Genomic DNA, 17515 nt, shown 5'->3' on the forward strand with positions numbered 1-17515 from the left:
TACTATGGTTCCTGTGAAGTCATTCATGATTCCCCGAGATAAGTTTGTGACTGTGCCACGCGACACCGACTCGCAGACCGCAGCGAGGATCATGCGCGATCGCGGGATCGGCAGTTTATTCGTGACGAATGACCGTGAGATCATCGGCATCATCACGGACACGGACATGATGCGCCGTGTCGTCGCAGCCGGGGCGGACGCGACCAAAACCACGGTTGAACAGATTATGTCGGCGCCCATCATGACGATCGAAGAAAATAAGACCTTGCTGGATGCGAATGATCTCATGGCCCAATCGCACCTTCGTCATTTGGGTGTGACACGTGACGGCCAGTTGGTCGGAATCATCTCGGTCCGAGACTTGGTCGTCTTCTTAACCAATCTCCCTCGGAAATAAGGCTCCTCGCTATGGAGTTTCCGATCCATCGTTATGGAGCTCTCACACGGGACGATCAGCTCGCGGGAATGATCCCGGTTCCAGACCTTGTGGTCTTCCCGGCCCATCGTTCACAGCAATAAAGGACACGACATGGGGTTTCCAATTCATCGCCTTCGTCGACTCAGGCAGCAGGAACCGCTACGACGGATGGTGCGAGAAACGCATCTCTCGCCGGCGGATTTTATCGCTCCACTGTTCGTGACTGAAGGACAGGGTCGGCGTGAAGCCATCGAGTCGATGCCCGGTCAATGTCGACTGTCCATCGATCTGCTCGTCAAAGAGGCGGTTGAACTTTGTGCGGTCGGGATTCCAGCCATCATTTTATTCGGCATTCCGGCATACAAGGATGACCATGGCAGCTCAGGCTTGGATCCAAACGGGATCGTGCAGCGAGCCGTCAAAGCCGTTAAGCAGCAGGTGCCGGAGTTAATGGTGATCACCGATGTGTGTATCGATGAGTACACCAGCCACGGCCATTGTGGCATCGTGCGGGATGGAAAGATTCTCAACGATGAGACCCTGGACTGCCTGACGACCATGGCACGCACCCACGCCGAGGCAGGAGCCGACATGGTGGCACCATCCGATATGATGGACGGGCGTGTGGCGGCGATTCGGAGAGAGTTGGATCGGACCGGCTTCTCTGATCTACCCATTATGGCGTACGCGGCGAAGTTCTCGTCCTGCTTCTACGCACCGTTTCGCGATGCAGCCTTCTCGACTCCTCACTTCGGCGACCGACAGTCCTATCAGATGGATCCGGCCAATGCGCGGGAGGCGATGCGCGAAATCGACCTCGATATCAAGGAAGGGGCCGACATCATCATGGTGAAGCCGGCGTTGCCGTACCTTGACATCATTGCTACCGCTCGTCGCCGTATCCTCCTTCCGCTGGCGGCCTATCAAGTGAGTGGAGAGTACAGCATGATCAAAGCGGCCGCGCAGGCGGGATGGCTCGATGAGTCGCGGGCGATGATGGAATCGCTCTTGGCCATCAAGCGGGCGGGGGCCGACCTGATTCTGACCTACTTCGCCAAAGACGCGGCTCAGCTGCTTCGTTCACCTCAATGAAAGTAACCCGCGGATATTCCAGCCAAACGGGTCGCTCCTATCCCGTGGGAACCATCGGGAATTTTGATGGACACCATCGTGGCCACCACGCCCTGTTACAGCAGGTAATTGAGACGGCACGCAAGAAGGAGGGAACCGCAATGGTTCTCACATTCGATCCACATCCGGTGAAAATTCTGGCGCCTCAAGCCGACTTTCGGTTTCTAACCGACGAGCATGAAAAACTCGCTCACTTCGAACAGGCAGGCATCGATGAGGTGGTGCTTGTGGAATTCACTCGAGCCTTTGCGTCGCTGACTCCGGAATTGTTCGCTGAGCAGGTACTTTCCAAGGGGCTTGGGCTTAAGGAGATTTTTGTCGGACAACATTTTGCGTTTGGACACAAGCGAGCCGGCACGATCGAGGATCTGGGGCGGCTCGGTGATCAGTTTGGCTTCATCGTCCATCCAACACCTCCGGTGACCCTCGACGGGGGAGTCGTCAGCTCAACGAGAATCAGACAGCTCATTGTGGCCGGGCACGTCGCCCAGGCAATGAGGTTACTCGGCCGACCCTATGCCCTGAGCGGGATCGTCGCTCCTGGGGAGGGCAGGGGGCGAACATTAGGATGTCCGACCGCTAATCTGTCGCTTCCTCCGCACCGTGTCACCCCTGCCGATGGAATTTATGCCTCGATCACGACCGTGGGAACCGATCGACATGATTCCGTCACCTATATAGGGAACAAACCGACCTTCCATGGAGAAGTACGAGGAGTAGAAGTCTCCATCCTCGATGGGCAGTATGACCTCTACGGGCACATGATCACGGTCGAATTGATTGATCGTATCCGCGGCGACGCACAGTTCAATGGTGGAGAAGCCTTGAGTCGACAAATTGCCATTGATGTGGAATCAGCGAGAGCCGCCCTCCGTCGCTATCACGACACCTGTGGAGCGTGATGGATTCTTACAACCAGCTGCACGCAACTCCATGAACAGGACGGCTTGGCCTCCTCTCGTACGTCACGTCGTTCGAACGGTTCGATCCAGAAACCTCTTTCAACCAGGACAGCATCTAGTGGTCGCCATCTCGGGCGGTCCGGATTCTGTCGGATTATTGTCGATCCTGCATCATCTCCGGTCTCACTGGAAACTGACCCTGACGGCCATCCATTGTAACTATGGGTTGCGGGGCGCTGAATCCGATGAGGATCAACGGTTTGTAGAGGCGCTGTGCCTCAGTCTGGTCGTGCCTCTCCATGTGCGCAGGGCGCACATTCAAACTGACCGTCGAACTGCCTCTCTACAAGCCGAGGCTCGTGACATTCGATATCGTCTGATGCAGGAAATCAGAACGATGTCTGGAGCCGATCGCATTGCCGTCGGTCATACGGCAGATGACCAGGCAGAGACGGTCCTCTTATGGATGCTTCGAGGGGCAGGGTTGACCGGTCTTTCCGGCATGCCTGCGGTCCGTGACGATGCGGTTGTACGACCGTTGTACGAGACAACGAGACGGGAGATCCTGACCTATCTGCGTACGGCGGGTGTATCCTATCGGGAAGATTCGAGCAATGCCAAGCCGCTCTACCTCAGAAACCGAATCAGACAAGAGGTCATTCCGCTCCTTACTCAATTGGTTCCATCAAGCAGCAAGGCTCTCTGCAGACTCGCCGACCTCTGTCGGGCCGATGATCACTATCTGGACCAAGAAGTGGCTGTCCGCACGGCGTCTGCTGTGAAGTGGGGCACAACCGGAGCATGGACGCTTGATCGCCGGACTCTTGCCGATCTCCCACTGCCCCTGCAACGGCGCTGTCTTCGACTGCTGCTGCGCCGATCTGACCCGCACCAGCGCGCCCCCAGTTTTCATAAGATCGAGCGAGTGAGACGTCTTGTCTCAAGTCCGGAGTCGGACTGTCGCGTGGCCATAAAGGGGGGGGTTATCGTCGTCACGATGCAGACGCTCCGCTTTATTCCATTTCCGGCAGGGCATCGGGAGGATCGACGGCACCGAGATGCTGATGCGCCTCACACCCCCATCTCAATCCCAGGAGAACTCATCTGGCCTGGAACAGGACAACGACTTCAGGTACAACTGCAGGAGTACGACCCTAGAGAACCCGTACCGGAGCAGGACCAGATCCTGGTGGATGCCGACCGAATCACTCACGCACTGACCATCCGAAGCTGGGTGCCGGGCGATCGCTTTTGCCCTCGTGGCATGGGTGGACATTCGAAGAAATTGCAGGATTTTTTTACGGATATGAAGATTCCGATGGCACGACGTGATCGTGTCCCTCTGGTTGTGGCTCCCGAAGGCATTCTCTGGATCGTTGGGTATCGGCAAGATGAACGCTGGGTGCCGACATCCTTGACGACACGCTGTTTGGTTATCACCGTCACTTCACCACCTCTCACGGAAGGAACCGACTGAGATGGAACGTATGTTTGGACGTCCGATCATCACTCAGGAGCAGATGCGGAATCGGATCCGCGAGTTAGGGCGACAGATCAGCACCGACTATGCCGGGAAGGACCTGGTGCTTGTCGGTGTACTGAAGGGAGCGTATGCGTTTTTTGCCGACCTGGCTCGAGCCGTTCGAATTCCCGTACGAATTGATTTCATCGTGGTGACGAGTTACGGGACAGGAGCCAAGACATCCGGGAAAGTGAAGTTGGTGACGGAGTTGACCGAACAGATCAAGAACAAAGACGTGCTGCTGGTCGAGGACATTGTCGATTCAGGATTGACGGTTCAATATCTCATGAAGACCTTGGCAAGGCGGAAACCGAAGAGTATCAATGTCTGTACATTGTTGAGTAAACCGGAGCGCCGTGTCGTCGATGTGCACGTGCAATACATCGGCTTCAAAATTCCTGATCAGTACGTCATTGGATATGGCCTGGATTATCAGCAGAAGTACCGGAACCTTCCGTATCTCGCGGTGCTCGATCAATCGAGTGAGCCGGAGCCGTAGCATTTTCTTACGAGCTGTTGTCAATATGGACAAGCGTGTGTTAACATCCCATCAATTCCTAAACGCTTTCCATCCAACGTTATCGCCAAGGAGAACTGGATGAATTCCCGGGTCAAGAACCTGCTTTTCTGGGTCGTCGTCGGCTTGTTCATGATTCTCCTGTTCAACTTATTCAGTGTTCCGACGCATGCGCCGGAAGAAGAAGTGATCTTCAGCGACTTCATGTCGAAGCTCGATAAAGGTGATTTTGAAAAAGTCATCATCAAGGGCAACCACATCAGCGGCGTGTTGAAAGACAAAACTCGCATCCGCACCTATTCAGCCGACTATCCCGATTTTGTGAAGGTCCTTCGGGAGAAAGAGGTGCAGATCGAGGTCAAACCACCGGACGAGAGTCCCTGGTACATCACGTTTCTGGTCACGTGGGGCCCGTTTATTCTGTTCCTCGGCCTCTGGTTTTTCCTCATGCGCCAGATGCAGATCGGGGGAAATAAGGCGCTGTCGTTTGGGAAAAGTCGGGCGCGGATGTTGACGGAAGAACGAAAGAAAGTCACATTCTCCGATGTTGCGGGTGTCGATGAGGCAAAAGAAGAGGTCCTTGAGATTATCGAGTTTTTGAAGGACCCCAGAAAGTTTCAGAAACTGGGCGGACGTATTCCGAAAGGTGTGCTGGTCGTTGGCCCCCCTGGAACAGGCAAGACACTCTTAGCCAAAGCGATCGCCGGAGAGGCAGGTGTGCCGTTCTTCAGCATCAGCGGATCCGACTTCGTCGAGATGTTCGTCGGGGTCGGGGCTTCACGCGTACGCGATCTCTTTGAGCAGGGGAAAAAGCACGCCCCCTGCATCATTTTCATTGATGAGATTGATGCCGTTGGTCGTCTGCGCGGGGCAGGCCTGGGCGGAGGACATGACGAGCGGGAACAAACGCTCAATCAATTGCTCGTTGAAATGGATGGATTTGATACGACCGAAGGAGTGATTTTGGTCGCGGCCACCAATCGTCCTGACGTGCTCGATCCTGCCTTACTACGGCCGGGGCGCTTCGATCGCCAGGTCGTCGTCAATCGACCAGATCTCAAAGGCCGTTCGGAAATCCTGAAAGTTCATACGAAAAAGGTTCCCATCTCAGGGAATGTCGAGTTGGAAAAGATTGCTCGGGGAACCCCTGGGTTTTCCGGTGCCGACCTTGAGAATCTCGTGAACGAGGCCGCGCTGTGGGCCGCCCGTCAAAACAAGAAGGAAGTCGAAAACATCGACTTTGAGATGGCTAAAGACAAGGTCATGATGGGTGCGGAGCGGAAGAGCATGATTCTGACCGATGAGGAGAAACGTATCACGGCCTATCATGAAGCGGGCCACGCCTTGATGGCTAAACTGCTCCCTGGTACGGATCCTGTTCATAAAGTCACGATTATCCCGAGAGGCCGTGCACTCGGTGTGACGATGCAACTACCGACCGACGACCGTCATAACTATTCAAAGGAATTTCTCTATAACACCTTGGCGATTCTCATGGGTGGGCGAGTGGCCGAGGAACTGGTCTTTAAGCATGTCACGACTGGAGCAGGCAACGATCTGGAGCGTGCCACCGATCTGGCACGTAAGATGGTCTGCGAATGGGGCATGAGCGAAAAGTTAGGGCCCTTGACCTTTGGGCAGAAGGAAGACTCCGTATTTCTTGGCCGGGACTTCGCGACGAAACGGGATGTCAGCGATCAAGTGGCTCTCGAAATCGATCTCGAGATCAAACGTTTCGTTACGGAAAACTATGAACGCGCGCGTCGTGTCCTGACCGAACAGATGACAAGTCTCAAGGCCCTGGCGGAAGCCCTGCTCGAAAAAGAAGTATTGGACGCCCCGGAAATCGACCAGATTTTGTTGCAGTCTTCCTCCCAAACTGTTCCTGCCTGATCCATTCACATCACGGTTCCCTTCTTCAGGGAACCGTGATGGTACTGTCCAATACATGCGCGCTGAGCCTTTGCCTCGACGGACATGGCTCCCGTTCGCCGGACTCTCCGGCGTCCTGTTCACACCTGGTGATGGTCTCGTTGCAGCAGATGTCCACACAATCAGCTCCCTCGGAACAATGGTTTTTGGCTAGAGGCCACAAGATTGAGTGCCGGACTCGCCCTCTCATCATGGGCGTCGTCAACGTCACGACCGATTCGTTTTACGATGGTGGACACTATCTCAAACCTGAACGAGCCATCGCACACGCAATGGACCTTGTCGCCCAGGGTGCTGATTTGATCGATATCGGCGGGGAATCGACCAGGCCTGGTTCACATGTCGTCAGCGAACAGGACGAGCTGGACCGTGTACGTCCCGTCGTTGAAGAACTGGCCCGCCGGATCTCTATTCCGATTTCCATCGATACCACAAAATCACGCGTCGCCCAATGCGCGCTGGATCATGGTGCCTCGATCATTAATGATGTGAGTGCAATGAGACAGGATCCGGCCATGGCTTCCGTGATTGCAGGATCAGGCGCCGCCATCGTCCTGATGCATATGCAAGGAACGCCTCAAACCATGCAGCTCGCACCGAGTTATGTGGATGTACGCAGCGAGGTCGTGCGGTTTCTTGAAGAGCGTATGCAACATGCCATGAATGCGGGGATTGCGCGAACAAACATCGTGCTTGATCCAGGATTTGGTTTTGGTAAGCTGATGTTCCATAATCTCGAACTGCTTCGAGGATTGTCCTCGTTGTTGACCCTGAATCGTCCACTGCTGGTTGGGCTGTCACGGAAGGCGTTTATCGGAACGATCCTCGATAAGTCGGTCGAACATCGCGAATGGGGGACGGCAGCCGCCGTCGCATTGGCTGTGGACCGAGGCGCTCGGATTATTCGTGTTCATGATGTCGCCATGATGATGGATGTCGTGAAGGTGGCGTCGGCAGCAAGCAGCGCTTGGCCATCGCAGAGAGAGGAAGAATGATGCGTAGATTATTCGGAACGGACGGTGTGCGCGGAGTCGCCAACCTTGATCCGATGACGAGCGAGACAGCCATGCAGTTGGGGCGAGCCGCCGCGCATATTTTTATGCGCCGAGCGGGACGTCACCAGATCGTCATCGGCAAAGACACGAGAATTTCCGGCTATATGCTCGAATCCGCCCTGACGGCGGGAATCTGCTCCATGGGAGTCGATGTCCTTTTGGTCGGGCCGATGCCGACACCAGCCATTGCCTTTTTGACCAGGAGTCTGCGTGCCGATGCAGGCGTCGTCATCTCGGCGTCGCATAACCCCTACCAGGATAACGGCATCAAGTTTTTCTCGGGCGATGGCTTCAAACTTCCCGATGAAGTCGAATCCCGCATAGAAGAGCTCATCGTGTCCGATGAGATCAATCACCTGAGACCGACTGCCGACCTGATTGGAAAGGCCTATCGAATCGACGATGCTGACGGACGATACATTGAATTTGCCAAGCGATCATTGCCGAAAGATTTGGATTTCCAGGGGATCAAGCTTGTCGTGGACTGTGCCAACGGTGCAGGGTACAAAGTGGCTCCGACCGTCTTGAGAGAATTGGGCGCCACCGTGGAGGTGATCGGGAACAAACCGAACGGCATGAATATCAATCAGGCATGCGGGGCCGTCCATCCCGAGCTCTTGCAAGAGACCGTCCGTCTGCATAAGGCCGACCTGGGAATCGCGCTGGACGGAGATGCCGACCGGGCCATTTTTGTTTGCGAGCAGGGAACGGTCGTTGATGGGGACCACGTGATGGCGGCGCTCGGCCTCGATCTTCACCACCAGGGTCTTCTCGCCAACCGCACGTTGGTCGGTACGGTCATGAGTAATTTTGGCCTGGAGTTGTCGATGGCCAAGGCAGGCATCACACTGATCCGCACGCCGGTCGGAGATCGATACCTGCTCGAACGGATGTTGGCGGAGGGATATAACTTCGGCGGAGAACAGTCCGGGCATTTCATCTTTCTCGACCACAACACGACCGGAGATGGGCTGATCTCGGCCCTGCAAATCTTGTCGTTGATGAAGCGCAGCAAGAAACCGTTGTCCGAACTTGCCAAAGCAATGACCGCAGTGCCGCAAATTCTGGTCAATATCAAGGTCAAACAGAAACCGGTCTTGGAGTCGATTCCTGAGATTGACCGAGCGATTCAAGAAAACAACCGTCGTCTCAATGGAAGCGGTCGTGTGCTCATCCGGTACTCCGGAACCGAACCGTTGTTACGAATCATGGTCGAAGGCGAGCACGCGTCGGTCGTCAAAGACGTCGCCGACGAGCTTGCCCGAGTAGTGCAAGCCCATATCGGCTGAGCGTTTCTCCTGTGCATGAGGAACGCTCATGCTGCCATCCCTTGCCGTTGCCTTTCTCATCGGACTTGTGTGCGGAGCACAGGTTCAGTTTTTTCCTCTCTCGGTTCTGACCGCCCTCTTGGCGATAGCCCTCGCACTCTCGCTGGTTGAGCGAAACGGCTATCTCACGACACCATCCGCGCTGGTTCTCTACCTCACGGTGCTGTCTGGGCTTATCTACTGGTCCACGAGCACCGCGCCGGTATCCCACCGCCCAATACCGATGGCCCACACCGTTGAGCAGACCGTTCTCACCGGCCGTGTCATTGTCCCGGTTCAACATGGCACCGGGCGCCAAACGATCATTCTTCGGACGGATGATGGAAACACGCGCCTACGCTTGGTCTGGCGCAATCCAGGACTCACCTTGCATCAGGGCGATCTGGTGGCCGTCCACGGCCGCTATCACCCTCCACGAGGAGGGTTGAATCCAGGTGGATTCGACTATGCAGGCTATCTTGAGCATCAAGGAATCGACCTCGTCGGGACCATCGTTGGAGCTCAGGCAGTCACCCTGTTGGAATCCGGAGCCGTGAGTCTTCGATGGCGTGGATGGAATCAGATCGATCATTGGCGAACCAGCATCCGGGACGCTGCGATTCGTAGCGTGCATCAACCGGCACTGGGAGTTGTACTCGGCATGATCATCGGGGAACGGGGCTATCTCGAGCAGGAGCTGCAAGATTGGTTTATGGCCACTGGCACAGTCCACTTACTGTCGATCTCCGGATCGCATCTCGGTCTGGTTGCAGCAGTCGCTTATTGGATCGTGAGATTCTTGATCGTACGGATGCCGACCATGTTCATATTGACCATCACCAGAAGGCTGATCATTTCACGGCTTGCGATTCTGTTCATCTGGCCGGCGGTCGCACTGTACGCCCTCCTGGCTGGGGCTGAACTGGCAACCGTGCGATCACTCGTCATGATCACGATGGCGATGGTCGCCGTCTGGTTGGGACATGACCGGCATCTGAACCATACCATGGCGGTCGCTGTGCTCTTGATTGTGTGCCATGATCCCCGTGCGATCTTCGACATTTCCTTTCAGCTGTCGTTTCTCTCCGTCTTCGTCATGATCCGGATGATCGGATTCGTAGACGCATGGAACAAGGATCCCACCAAGAGTACGCAGGGATGGATGTCCCGCGCCACCCTCTCCGGAGCCAAGGCATTGTCATTCAGTGCGGTCCTCACCGTGACCACGCTCCCCTTGGTCGCATTCTATTTCAATCAGGTGCCATGGTTGGGCGTACTCACAAATCTTGGCGCCATCCCGTTCACCGGATTCATTCTCGTTCCCTTTGGGCTTGGTATGGCGATCTGGACCATGATGACCGGTGCCGAGGTGTTGGCCTGGGGACCTGAATTGGAATATGTCTTTACGTGGCTGGTCACTGGGGTTCGGTGGTGTGCCACAATTCCAGGCGCCCAATGGGCTGTTGCCGCGCCGTCAATTCCAGCCATGATGCTGTTCTACGCCGGAGCCGTTGTCGCAAGCCTGCCGGTCCTTTCAACACGATGGCGGCTGGCAGGAACCGGATTGGCGCTCGCACTCATGGTGTGGTGGCTGGTGCCTCCAAATCATCAAGGCGACAGCGATCACTGGCGTGTCACCTTCCTTGATGTGGGCCAGGGAGACAGTGCCCTCGTTGAACTCCCTGATGGACAAACGGTCTTAATCGACGGCGGGGCGCGCCATGATCGGTTCGACATGGGACGAAGTGTCGTCGCGCCGTTTCTCTGGAACAGGGGCATTTCGCATATTGACTACGTGATCGGCACGCATCAACAGATGGACCATGTCGGTGGGTTGATCTGGATCATCCAACATCTGTCCGTGGGACAGTTCTGGGACCAAGGGGTAGAGCGAGAGGAGCAATTCGTCACAGATCTCACCTCTGCCCTTCATTCACATGGCATCCCGAAACAATCCGCCATCCAAGGGCAAGAGGTCCTAGCCTCCGGTCCGTGCCATCTCGGGATTCTCAACCCACAGCAAGATGAGACGCCTGCTGATCCCAAGTCTTTTCACACCGGGACAGAGCTGAACAACCGTTCGATCGTGTCTCGATTAGACTGTGGCGCCCATTCCATTCTCTTCGCCGCGGATATTGAAACCGGCGGACTCCACCAGCTACCGGAGAATGGATACCAACCTGTCACAGTCCTGAAGGTGCCGCACCACGGAGCACGGAGCTCGTTGAACCAAGACTGGCTTCGGCGGATTCATCCTCAATATGCGATCATTTCTGTCGGGTCGACCAACTCCTATGGACATCCCGCTCCAGCCGTACTCGAGGCGTATCACAATCAGGGGATTACGGTCTATCGGACGGATCGTGATGGGGCGGTCTGGGTGCAAGGCCGGCTATCCAGTACCGAGCTGACGGTGACCAGTATGCGCGAACTCGTGATCCAACCCGTCGATGTGTTCACCTGCCCTTGGCGCTGTGAATACCAGAACTGGCATCGACTTGTCCTATCAAGTTCTTCACGTTAGAGATGAAATATAAAACGATCCACACAGAATCATTAGGAGTCTCACAATCTTCATGTAGTACTTACGGAACAGATGATCAAAGGAGGGGAGTGAGCACGAAACTTCCCGAGAGAGAAGTAGTCTGAGGTTCAGAGAAGTTTGGCAAGGGAGTTTGGATGGGTGCGCACTGGCTGTTTGAAGAGGGCTTGCACTTTAATCCCTTTCTCGCTACAACGTGATGTCATGGTTCCCACGGTTGAATGGAAAGACGGTGCGGTTCGCCTGCTCGACCAGAGCCGGCTGCCTGGAGCAGTCGAGTTCCTGGACTGTCGCGACTACCAAACTGTTGCAGAGGCGATCCGCACCTTGAAGGTTCGTGGAGCACCGGCGATCGGGGTGACCGCCGCAATGGGCGTGGCCTTGGGCGCACAGAGTCTCCAAACCACCGACGACGCAACATTTGCGCAAACTGTTCTCAAGATCTGCGATGAGCTAGCAGCAACCAGACCGACCGCCGTCAATCTCTTCTGGGCGATTGAGCGGATGAAACGGAAACTGGAGTCCCTGAAAGGGCACCCAGTCTCAGCGATCAAGGAGAGGCTGGTGTCTGAGTCTCAAGCCATACTGGATGAAGATATTACGCTGTGCAAGACCATGGGACGCCATGGAGCAGAGCTCATCCAGGACGGCCAAACGATCCTCACGCACTGCAACGCAGGCTCACTCGCCACGGCAGGATATGGAACGGCGCTGGGAGTCATTCGTGCGGCATGGGAACAGGGAAAGAAGATCAATGTGATTGCCGATGAAACTCGCCCCGTCCTGCAAGGCGCTCGCCTCACGGCCTGGGAACTCATGCAAGATCACATTCCCGTCACGTTGATTACAGACAACATGGCCGGGTCCCTCATGAGACAGGGGAAAATACAGCTCTGCGTCGTTGGAGCAGATCGCATTGCCGCCAACGGGGATGTGGCCAATAAAATAGGGACGTACTCGGTGGCCGTCTTGGCGAAGGCTCACGATATTCCATTCTACGTCGCGGCTCCCTATTCGACCATTGATCTCAACACGAAATCAGGAGAGGACATTCCCATCGAACAGCGCAATGCGTCAGAAGTCACCACAATCCACGGCAGCCATCCAGTCGCCCCCAAAGATGTGGCAGTTCATAACCCAGCCTTCGATGTCACCCCTGCTGAACTCATTACGGGGATCATTACCGAACGCGGGGTCTTCAAACCGCAGGAGATCAGCAGACATTTCGTAAGCTGACCACGGCATGAGTCAGCATCTACGAGATCTCGCAATGTGCATGACTGTTACTTTTTCCCGCAGGCTGCGTTCCACAATCCTTCATTGCTCGTTCCCGGCTCCACGGCTCTCCAGTAGCCTTCGCTTGCATGGCTTCCATCACTGATCACCTCACCGGTCCCCATATGGCCATAGCGGTCTGTGGATGTCAGCGTTTGAACCCGTCGTTCAGCACAGTCGACTAGCTTGGTGAGTGTCGTGGAATAGAAGCGGGTCGGTGTTCGCCCTCCTTGCATCGCTTTCCAATCGATCAAGACCGAGAGTAGAACTCCATGCCCCTCTCCGTGAATGGTATCGGGGTCAATGTACACCGTCTGCAACGGATGCGATTGAAAGTGATCATCAAGAGCCACCCATTCGGCATAAACCGGGCCGTCAAAGAGGATCTGGAATATGATTGCCAGACAACATCTCGTTCGATACATGAACATAGGCCATCTTCTCCCCTATAGAAGTGACTATTTCAGTTGGATAGTCTTTCAAAAAATGAGACCGAATCTAGTCTGGTGCAGGAAATCCTGCATAGTCTCGCTATGACGACTGAGATGTGGTGAAAGGCTTGTCACGCTCAGATATGCAAGACCCGACTTCGTGCAGCTTCAGCATATTCGTACCGCCGACTTGCCCCGCCATCGTTCCGGACACAACGGCGAGGATATCTCCAGGCATACAGAGATGCTCTGTCGTGAGCCGTTGCTCCGCCTCTGCGATCCAGGCTTCCGGTGCTCCCCCTGGAGACATGAGAAAGGGACTCACGCCCCAGTACAGCGCCATCTGCCGTCGAATCGCTTCGGACGGAGTGAATGCCACCAGCTGGGAAGCCGGTCGATGTTTGGAGATCAATCGTGCGGTCGTGCCCCCTTCTGTGAAGGCAACGATGGCTCGAGCTCTGACTGAGCTGGCTACGGAGGCAGCAGCAGCTGAGATCGCCTCTGCGAGCGAGAAATTGTCCGCGCCAGGATCTGTCTTGACGGTCACACCAGGTTCGGTCGTGTCTTCCGCTGCGCAGATCAGACGATCCATGACCTGTACCGTTTCAACAGGATACGCCCCCACGGCCGTTTCAGCCGAGAGCATGACGGCATCGCTGCCGTCAAAGACGGCATTGGCGACATCCGAAGCTTCGGCTCTCGTCGGCCTTGTCGCCTTGGTCATCGACTCCAACATCTGCGTGGCGGTAATCACCAACCGACGCCAACGATTGGCCTCGACGATAATGCGTTTCTGCAGAATCGGCACCGCTTCCGGCCCCATTTCCACGCCCAGATCACCGCGTGCGATCATCACGCCGTCCGCACAGGCCAAAATATCCTCCAGGGCCGCAACCGCCTCGACTCGTTCGATCTTCGCAATGAGCGGAATGCGACGTCCATACGGTTGCAGGACAGCTCGCGCCGTCTCGATATCCTGTGCTCCTCGCACGAAGGAGAGCGCAATAGCGTCCACCTCCTGCTCGACACCAAATTTGATGTCCTGCTGGTCTTTTTCCGTCAGCGTGGGGGCACTGACCGCCGTGCCGGGAAGATTAATCCCTTTGTGCGAGGTAATCGTGCCTCCGATGAGGACGGAACAGTCGACGACGTCATCCTGGATGTGTTCGGCGACGAGCTCAATCAACCCGTCGTTGATCAGAATTCTCCCTCCGGCACGAAGGTCGCGCGTGAGATCCGGATATGAGATAGGAATTTCCCTAGAAAGGGAGGGGGGAACGGATTGTGTGTCCCGTTCAGAGCGCCATGCCCGGAGACGGATTGACTGACCGGCTGTGACGTGAATCCCCGCCGGTGGGACAAGACCTACTCGAATCCTCGGCCCTTGCAGATCCTGGATGATCGCCACTGCTGCGCCATGCCTCGCAGCGGCCTGGCGGATTGTGGTGATCGCTGCGGCATGCGAGTCGTAGGTTCCATGCGAGAAATTCAACCGGGCCGCGTTCATTCCGGCGGCGATCAGCCGATCGATGATCGCCGGTGGGGAACTCGCAGGTCCGATCGTGCAGATGATCTTGGCTTTTCGCATGATCACATGTGAGGAACCGTCGCTTCGACTCAGCTGGCCCCGGTCAGTAGATTACCACAGTCCCGCTGTTCCCACGCCATACAGGACCGAGCCGTCAGACAATCCTCGGCTTCGAAGCTCCTGCAAGATACGCATACCCTTGACGGATTCCTGTATTTTCCTTTTCTTTTGTTCAGTAGCCGCTACAATGACCTCATCGTACGTACTTCCAGTCAGACAGATCCCGATCCGTATTCTCACTCAGGAAACGGCAAACCACATGGCAACTCTGATTTCAGTCGCATCCGGCAAAGGCGGCGTCGGAAAGAGCGTGGTGTCAGCCAACCTTGCGTTGGCTCTTGCGAAAAACGGGCGACAGGTCATTCTGGCCGACCTCGACGTCGGCGGAGCCGATGCGCACATCATGTTCGGAGAATTGAATCCACCGGTCACCTTAACGGATTTCTTGAACAAACGGGTGAATCGACTGGAGGAGGTCGCCATTCCCATCACGCTGCATCCGAACCTTCGCCTGATTCCTGGAACAGGCGATACCTTGGCAACCGCCAATATGGCGTATGCACGTAAGAAGCGGCTGATGAAGCAGTTCCAGGAACTCACGGCGGATGTCGTGGTGATCGATATCGGAGCCGGTACGAGCTATCACGCACTCGACTTTTTCTTGATGGGCGACATCCATTTGGCTGTTGCGACTCCCGAACCAACCTCGGTATTAGACCTCTACCGATTCATTAAGTTAGCAGCGATCCGCCGCGTCTTATCCTGCTTTCTGGCGCGTAGCCAGATGTCGGATATTCTTTCGAACAGGGACTTCCACAGCGTAGAAGAAGTGATGACGGTTGCAGGTGCTACCGATACAGCAGGACGTGATGCAGCCGCTGCCGTGCTGCAATCATTCCGGCCCGGGCTGATCATCAACCGGGGATCAGACAGCTCCCGGGTCAATGTCCTCTACCTTCGGAAGATCCTCCATCAGTACGTCGGAGGGGACTTGATGCTCGTGGGAGAAGTGCCTGAGGACCCGTCCGTTCCTCAGGCCATTCGAAAGTTCTTGCCCGTAATTGAAGCGGCACCAACCTCGCTCGCCGCCAAGGGACTGCTGACGCTTGCCACGGCCGTCGAGCAACTGATTGCTGCCCACGTGGGGAGAACCAACGAGGAGATGAAACAACTCAAAGAGACGAAGACTGCTATTGTGTTCTCTAAGACAGAAGTGCCTCCGCTGCCGCCCGCGTCCACTCCGGTGCAATCGGAAGTTCCGATTGCCTCCTACGCGTCAACGACTCACAACATAGCGGAGCCTATCCGGCAGATCGACGGAAAGGTGAGCTCGCAAATAGAGAGAGCTGGCTAAAAACCTAGTTCCTTTTCGAGGTCGGCTTTCTTCTTGTCGAACTGCTTTTGTTCGGCCTCACTCTTCTGGTTGAACATGCCCTTCATGCTCTCGCCGGCTTTCTCTATGGCCCGTTGAGACACTTCACTGTTCTGCTTAATTTGCGCAGCCATGTCTTTTGCCTTAGGCGAACCGGCGAATTCGTAATACATCATGGCCTGCCCCTGCGTAAAACTCGGGTCGGGTCGCTTCATGATAGTGTCACCGCGTTGCTCAGCGCGGTCCCTTGCAGGTCTGTCGCCAGCAGGAAGATACTTCATCCAAAGTGCTGCACTCCGGAGTTTCTCGATGGACTGTGTGCTGGCTTTCCCGAGTTCGCCGATGTTCCCGGTCAGCCCTTGCGCGTCTCTCTCCTCGGCCTTCATCAGCCGATCGGCATTCATCGAGGCCATCTTCACAAGTTCTTGCCGAAATGCTGGTGGGGAACTATAGGGTTGTCGTGATCCGGTAGCTGGATCGACCGGCCCATATCGGCCATTATCGATATTCCAGGCCGCCTCGAACATGCGCAGATCATCCGGTTTGGCCTGAACAGCTTTGAGCAGAACACGATTGGCCTCATGATAGTCCCTGAGGGCTTCATAGTACCTGAAGGCCGTGGTCTGGCCAGTGGCTCGTACCGGGTCAGGGGAGTACAGGGCACCTTTTGCTTCGGCGGCCTGAGCTAAATCCCGTCCAAGCTTTGGGATGTTCGTCTTGGCTCTGGCAACTGCATTCTTGTCATACCGATCCATACAGTCATCGGCCATGATCTGCATATACGCAACAAAGAGGGCGGCGGGCTGACCAGCTTGTTCGGCTTTTTGGAGAGCAGCCGATTGGGACAAGGCAGCCTTCTTTTCGTCATCTCCCATACAGGGATCGTCGGCATGGACGGCTGGAGCCATCAGCACGATGAACAGCACGTGGGCAACGGCTACTTGCGTCAGACGCATCAGTGACAACCTCCCTTACTTCCCAAACAGTCCCTTCATCATCTTATTGACGTCAGGTATTTGCTCACCCAGGCTTTCTTTGGCTTGGTTTTCACGAGATTGTCTCTGCTGTCGTGCATTCTTCTTCAATTCTTCCATATTGGGCATGCCGCCCATCATGGCTCCCATGTCGTTCTTAGTGTAGCCGGCTGGAATCTCGAAGAGTGCAGGGTCCTGCTTTTCAAGCTTCACATTGGTCAATTCGCTGGTCATGCGCATCTTCTTATCGCCCTCTTTCGAGAGCATATCCATCTTGACGGTGATCCCCTCCTTTGTGGTCCAGAAAAAGCCGCCGAATTTTCCGGAGCCGTCCTTCTTCACGGCAACGATCTTGGATTTGGTGGTCCTCAGACCGTTGATGGTGTCCGGACCGACCTCGGTCTGCTCCACGATGTCGAACGCGTCCATTCCGGATGCATTGGAGGGGTCCATCGGCATTTCCATGTACATATTGCCCATCAACTGCCACACAACCTTCTTATCCTTCCGGATGATTGAGACCATGCCGTCCGAACCGCCCATCTCCAT

15 protein-coding genes are annotated in these 17515 nt (G+C 55.6%); 11 read left to right on the plus strand and 4 right to left on the minus strand.

All coding sequences use genetic code 11. The features are described from left to right. The first annotated feature begins 4 nt into the window (after positions 1-4). The 10 genes from ACMTNU_RS15350 to mtnA all read left to right on the plus strand — a co-directional run bounded on the left by ACMTNU_RS15350 (position 5) and on the right by mtnA (position 12562). On the plus strand, positions 5-397 hold the full coding sequence (locus ACMTNU_RS15350) for a cyclic nucleotide-binding/CBS domain-containing protein (RefSeq protein ID WP_413936164.1): 393 nt from the start codon (positions 5-7) through the stop codon (positions 395-397). 132 nt (positions 398-529) lie between these two features. After that, positions 530-1510 (plus strand): porphobilinogen synthase, encoded by a 981-nt coding sequence (gene hemB, locus ACMTNU_RS15355; protein WP_413936165.1) that lies wholly within the window; start codon positions 530-532, stop codon positions 1508-1510. Continuing rightward, positions 1507-2451, plus strand: a complete 945-nt coding sequence (locus ACMTNU_RS15360; protein WP_413936166.1) for a bifunctional riboflavin kinase/FAD synthetase — start codon at positions 1507-1509, stop codon at positions 2449-2451. Before hemB ends, ACMTNU_RS15360 begins: the two co-directional genes overlap by 4 nt. 118 nt (positions 2452-2569) lie before the next feature. Then, complete coding sequence (gene tilS / locus ACMTNU_RS15365; protein WP_413936167.1) at positions 2570-3928, plus strand: tRNA lysidine(34) synthetase TilS; 1359 nt, start codon at positions 2570-2572, stop codon at positions 3926-3928. A gap of 1 nt (position 3929) precedes the next feature. Next, positions 3930-4472 carry a hypoxanthine phosphoribosyltransferase gene (gene hpt / locus ACMTNU_RS15370; RefSeq protein WP_413936168.1) on the plus strand — a complete coding sequence of 181 codons (543 nt, stop codon included), beginning with the start codon at positions 3930-3932 and terminating at the stop codon, positions 4470-4472. Between the two features lie 99 nt (positions 4473-4571). Further along, positions 4572-6383, plus strand: coding sequence for an ATP-dependent zinc metalloprotease FtsH (gene ftsH, locus ACMTNU_RS15375; RefSeq protein WP_413936169.1), 1812 nt, complete (start codon positions 4572-4574; stop codon positions 6381-6383). 38 nt (positions 6384-6421) lie between these two features. Continuing rightward, a complete protein-coding gene (gene folP, locus ACMTNU_RS15380; protein ID WP_413936170.1) occupies positions 6422-7417 on the plus strand; it encodes a dihydropteroate synthase in 996 nt (331 codons plus the stop codon). Continuing rightward, the gene (gene glmM, locus ACMTNU_RS15385; protein WP_413936181.1) at positions 7417-8766 is read left to right on the plus strand and encodes a phosphoglucosamine mutase; all 1350 of its coding nucleotides are present in this window, start codon (positions 7417-7419) and stop codon (positions 8764-8766) included. Before folP ends, glmM begins: the two co-directional genes overlap by 1 nt. A gap of 28 nt (positions 8767-8794) precedes the next feature. After that, positions 8795-11308, plus strand: coding sequence for a DNA internalization-related competence protein ComEC/Rec2 (locus ACMTNU_RS15390; RefSeq protein ID WP_413936171.1), 2514 nt, complete (start codon positions 8795-8797; stop codon positions 11306-11308). Positions 11309-11530: 222 nt separating this feature from the next. Then, the gene (gene mtnA, locus ACMTNU_RS15395) at positions 11531-12562 is read left to right on the plus strand and encodes an S-methyl-5-thioribose-1-phosphate isomerase (RefSeq protein WP_413936172.1); all 1032 of its coding nucleotides are present in this window, start codon (positions 11531-11533) and stop codon (positions 12560-12562) included. Between the two features lie 47 nt (positions 12563-12609). Here mtnA and ACMTNU_RS15400 read toward each other — a convergent pair whose 3' ends face one another. Together ACMTNU_RS15400 and pyk are read right to left on the minus strand one after the other, a co-directional pair. Further along, positions 12610-13032 (minus strand): surface-adhesin E family protein, encoded by a 423-nt coding sequence (locus ACMTNU_RS15400; RefSeq protein ID WP_413936173.1) that lies wholly within the window; start codon positions 13030-13032, stop codon positions 12610-12612. 100 nt (positions 13033-13132) lie between these two features. Beyond that, the gene (gene pyk, locus ACMTNU_RS15405) at positions 13133-14620 is read right to left on the minus strand and encodes a pyruvate kinase (RefSeq protein WP_413936175.1); all 1488 of its coding nucleotides are present in this window, start codon (positions 14618-14620) and stop codon (positions 13133-13135) included. 259 nt (positions 14621-14879) lie between these two features. Between pyk and ACMTNU_RS15410 the strand changes: the two genes are divergently transcribed. Continuing rightward, complete coding sequence (locus ACMTNU_RS15410) at positions 14880-15974, plus strand: P-loop NTPase (protein WP_413936177.1); 1095 nt, start codon at positions 14880-14882, stop codon at positions 15972-15974. On the opposite strand, the gene ACMTNU_RS15415 is transcribed toward ACMTNU_RS15410, so the two are convergent. Together ACMTNU_RS15415 and ACMTNU_RS15420 are read right to left on the minus strand one after the other, a co-directional pair. Next, positions 15971-16948: a hypothetical protein gene (locus tag ACMTNU_RS15415; protein ID WP_413936178.1), complete on the minus strand. Its 978-nt coding sequence runs from the start codon at positions 16946-16948 to the stop codon at positions 15971-15973. The two genes, ACMTNU_RS15410 and ACMTNU_RS15415, sit on opposite strands and share 4 nt — an antisense overlap. A gap of 15 nt (positions 16949-16963) precedes the next feature. Continuing rightward, on the minus strand, positions 16964-17515 hold a 552-nt coding region (locus ACMTNU_RS15420; RefSeq protein ID WP_413936180.1), incomplete at its 5' end, for a hypothetical protein.

It is taken from the genome of Nitrospira sp. BLG_1 (assembly GCF_047338595.1).
Classification (GTDB): domain Bacteria; phylum Nitrospirota; class Nitrospiria; order Nitrospirales; family Nitrospiraceae; genus Nitrospira_D.

Coding starts and splice junctions, on each gene's coding strand:
- ACMTNU_RS15350 (WP_413936164.1), top strand. CDS start 5: ATGGTTCCTGTGAAGTCATTCATGATTCCCCGAGATAAGTTTGTGACT.
- hemB (WP_413936165.1), top strand. CDS start 530: ATGGGGTTTCCAATTCATCGCCTTCGTCGACTCAGGCAGCAGGAACCG.
- ACMTNU_RS15360 (WP_413936166.1), top strand. CDS start 1,507: ATGAAAGTAACCCGCGGATATTCCAGCCAAACGGGTCGCTCCTATCCC.
- hpt (WP_413936168.1), top strand. CDS start 3,930: ATGGAACGTATGTTTGGACGTCCGATCATCACTCAGGAGCAGATGCGG.
- ftsH (WP_413936169.1), top strand. CDS start 4,572: ATGAATTCCCGGGTCAAGAACCTGCTTTTCTGGGTCGTCGTCGGCTTG.
- folP (WP_413936170.1), top strand. CDS start 6,422: ATGGTACTGTCCAATACATGCGCGCTGAGCCTTTGCCTCGACGGACAT.
- glmM (WP_413936181.1), top strand. CDS start 7,417: ATGCGTAGATTATTCGGAACGGACGGTGTGCGCGGAGTCGCCAACCTT.
- ACMTNU_RS15390 (WP_413936171.1), top strand. CDS start 8,795: ATGCTGCCATCCCTTGCCGTTGCCTTTCTCATCGGACTTGTGTGCGGA.
- mtnA (WP_413936172.1), top strand. CDS start 11,531: ATGGTTCCCACGGTTGAATGGAAAGACGGTGCGGTTCGCCTGCTCGAC.
- ACMTNU_RS15400 (WP_413936173.1), bottom strand. CDS start 13,032: ATGTTCATGTATCGAACGAGATGTTGTCTGGCAATCATATTCCAGATC.
- pyk (WP_413936175.1), bottom strand. CDS start 14,620: ATGCGAAAAGCCAAGATCATCTGCACGATCGGACCTGCGAGTTCCCCA.
- ACMTNU_RS15410 (WP_413936177.1), top strand. CDS start 14,880: ATGGCAACTCTGATTTCAGTCGCATCCGGCAAAGGCGGCGTCGGAAAG.
- ACMTNU_RS15415 (WP_413936178.1), bottom strand. CDS start 16,948: ATGCGTCTGACGCAAGTAGCCGTTGCCCACGTGCTGTTCATCGTGCTG.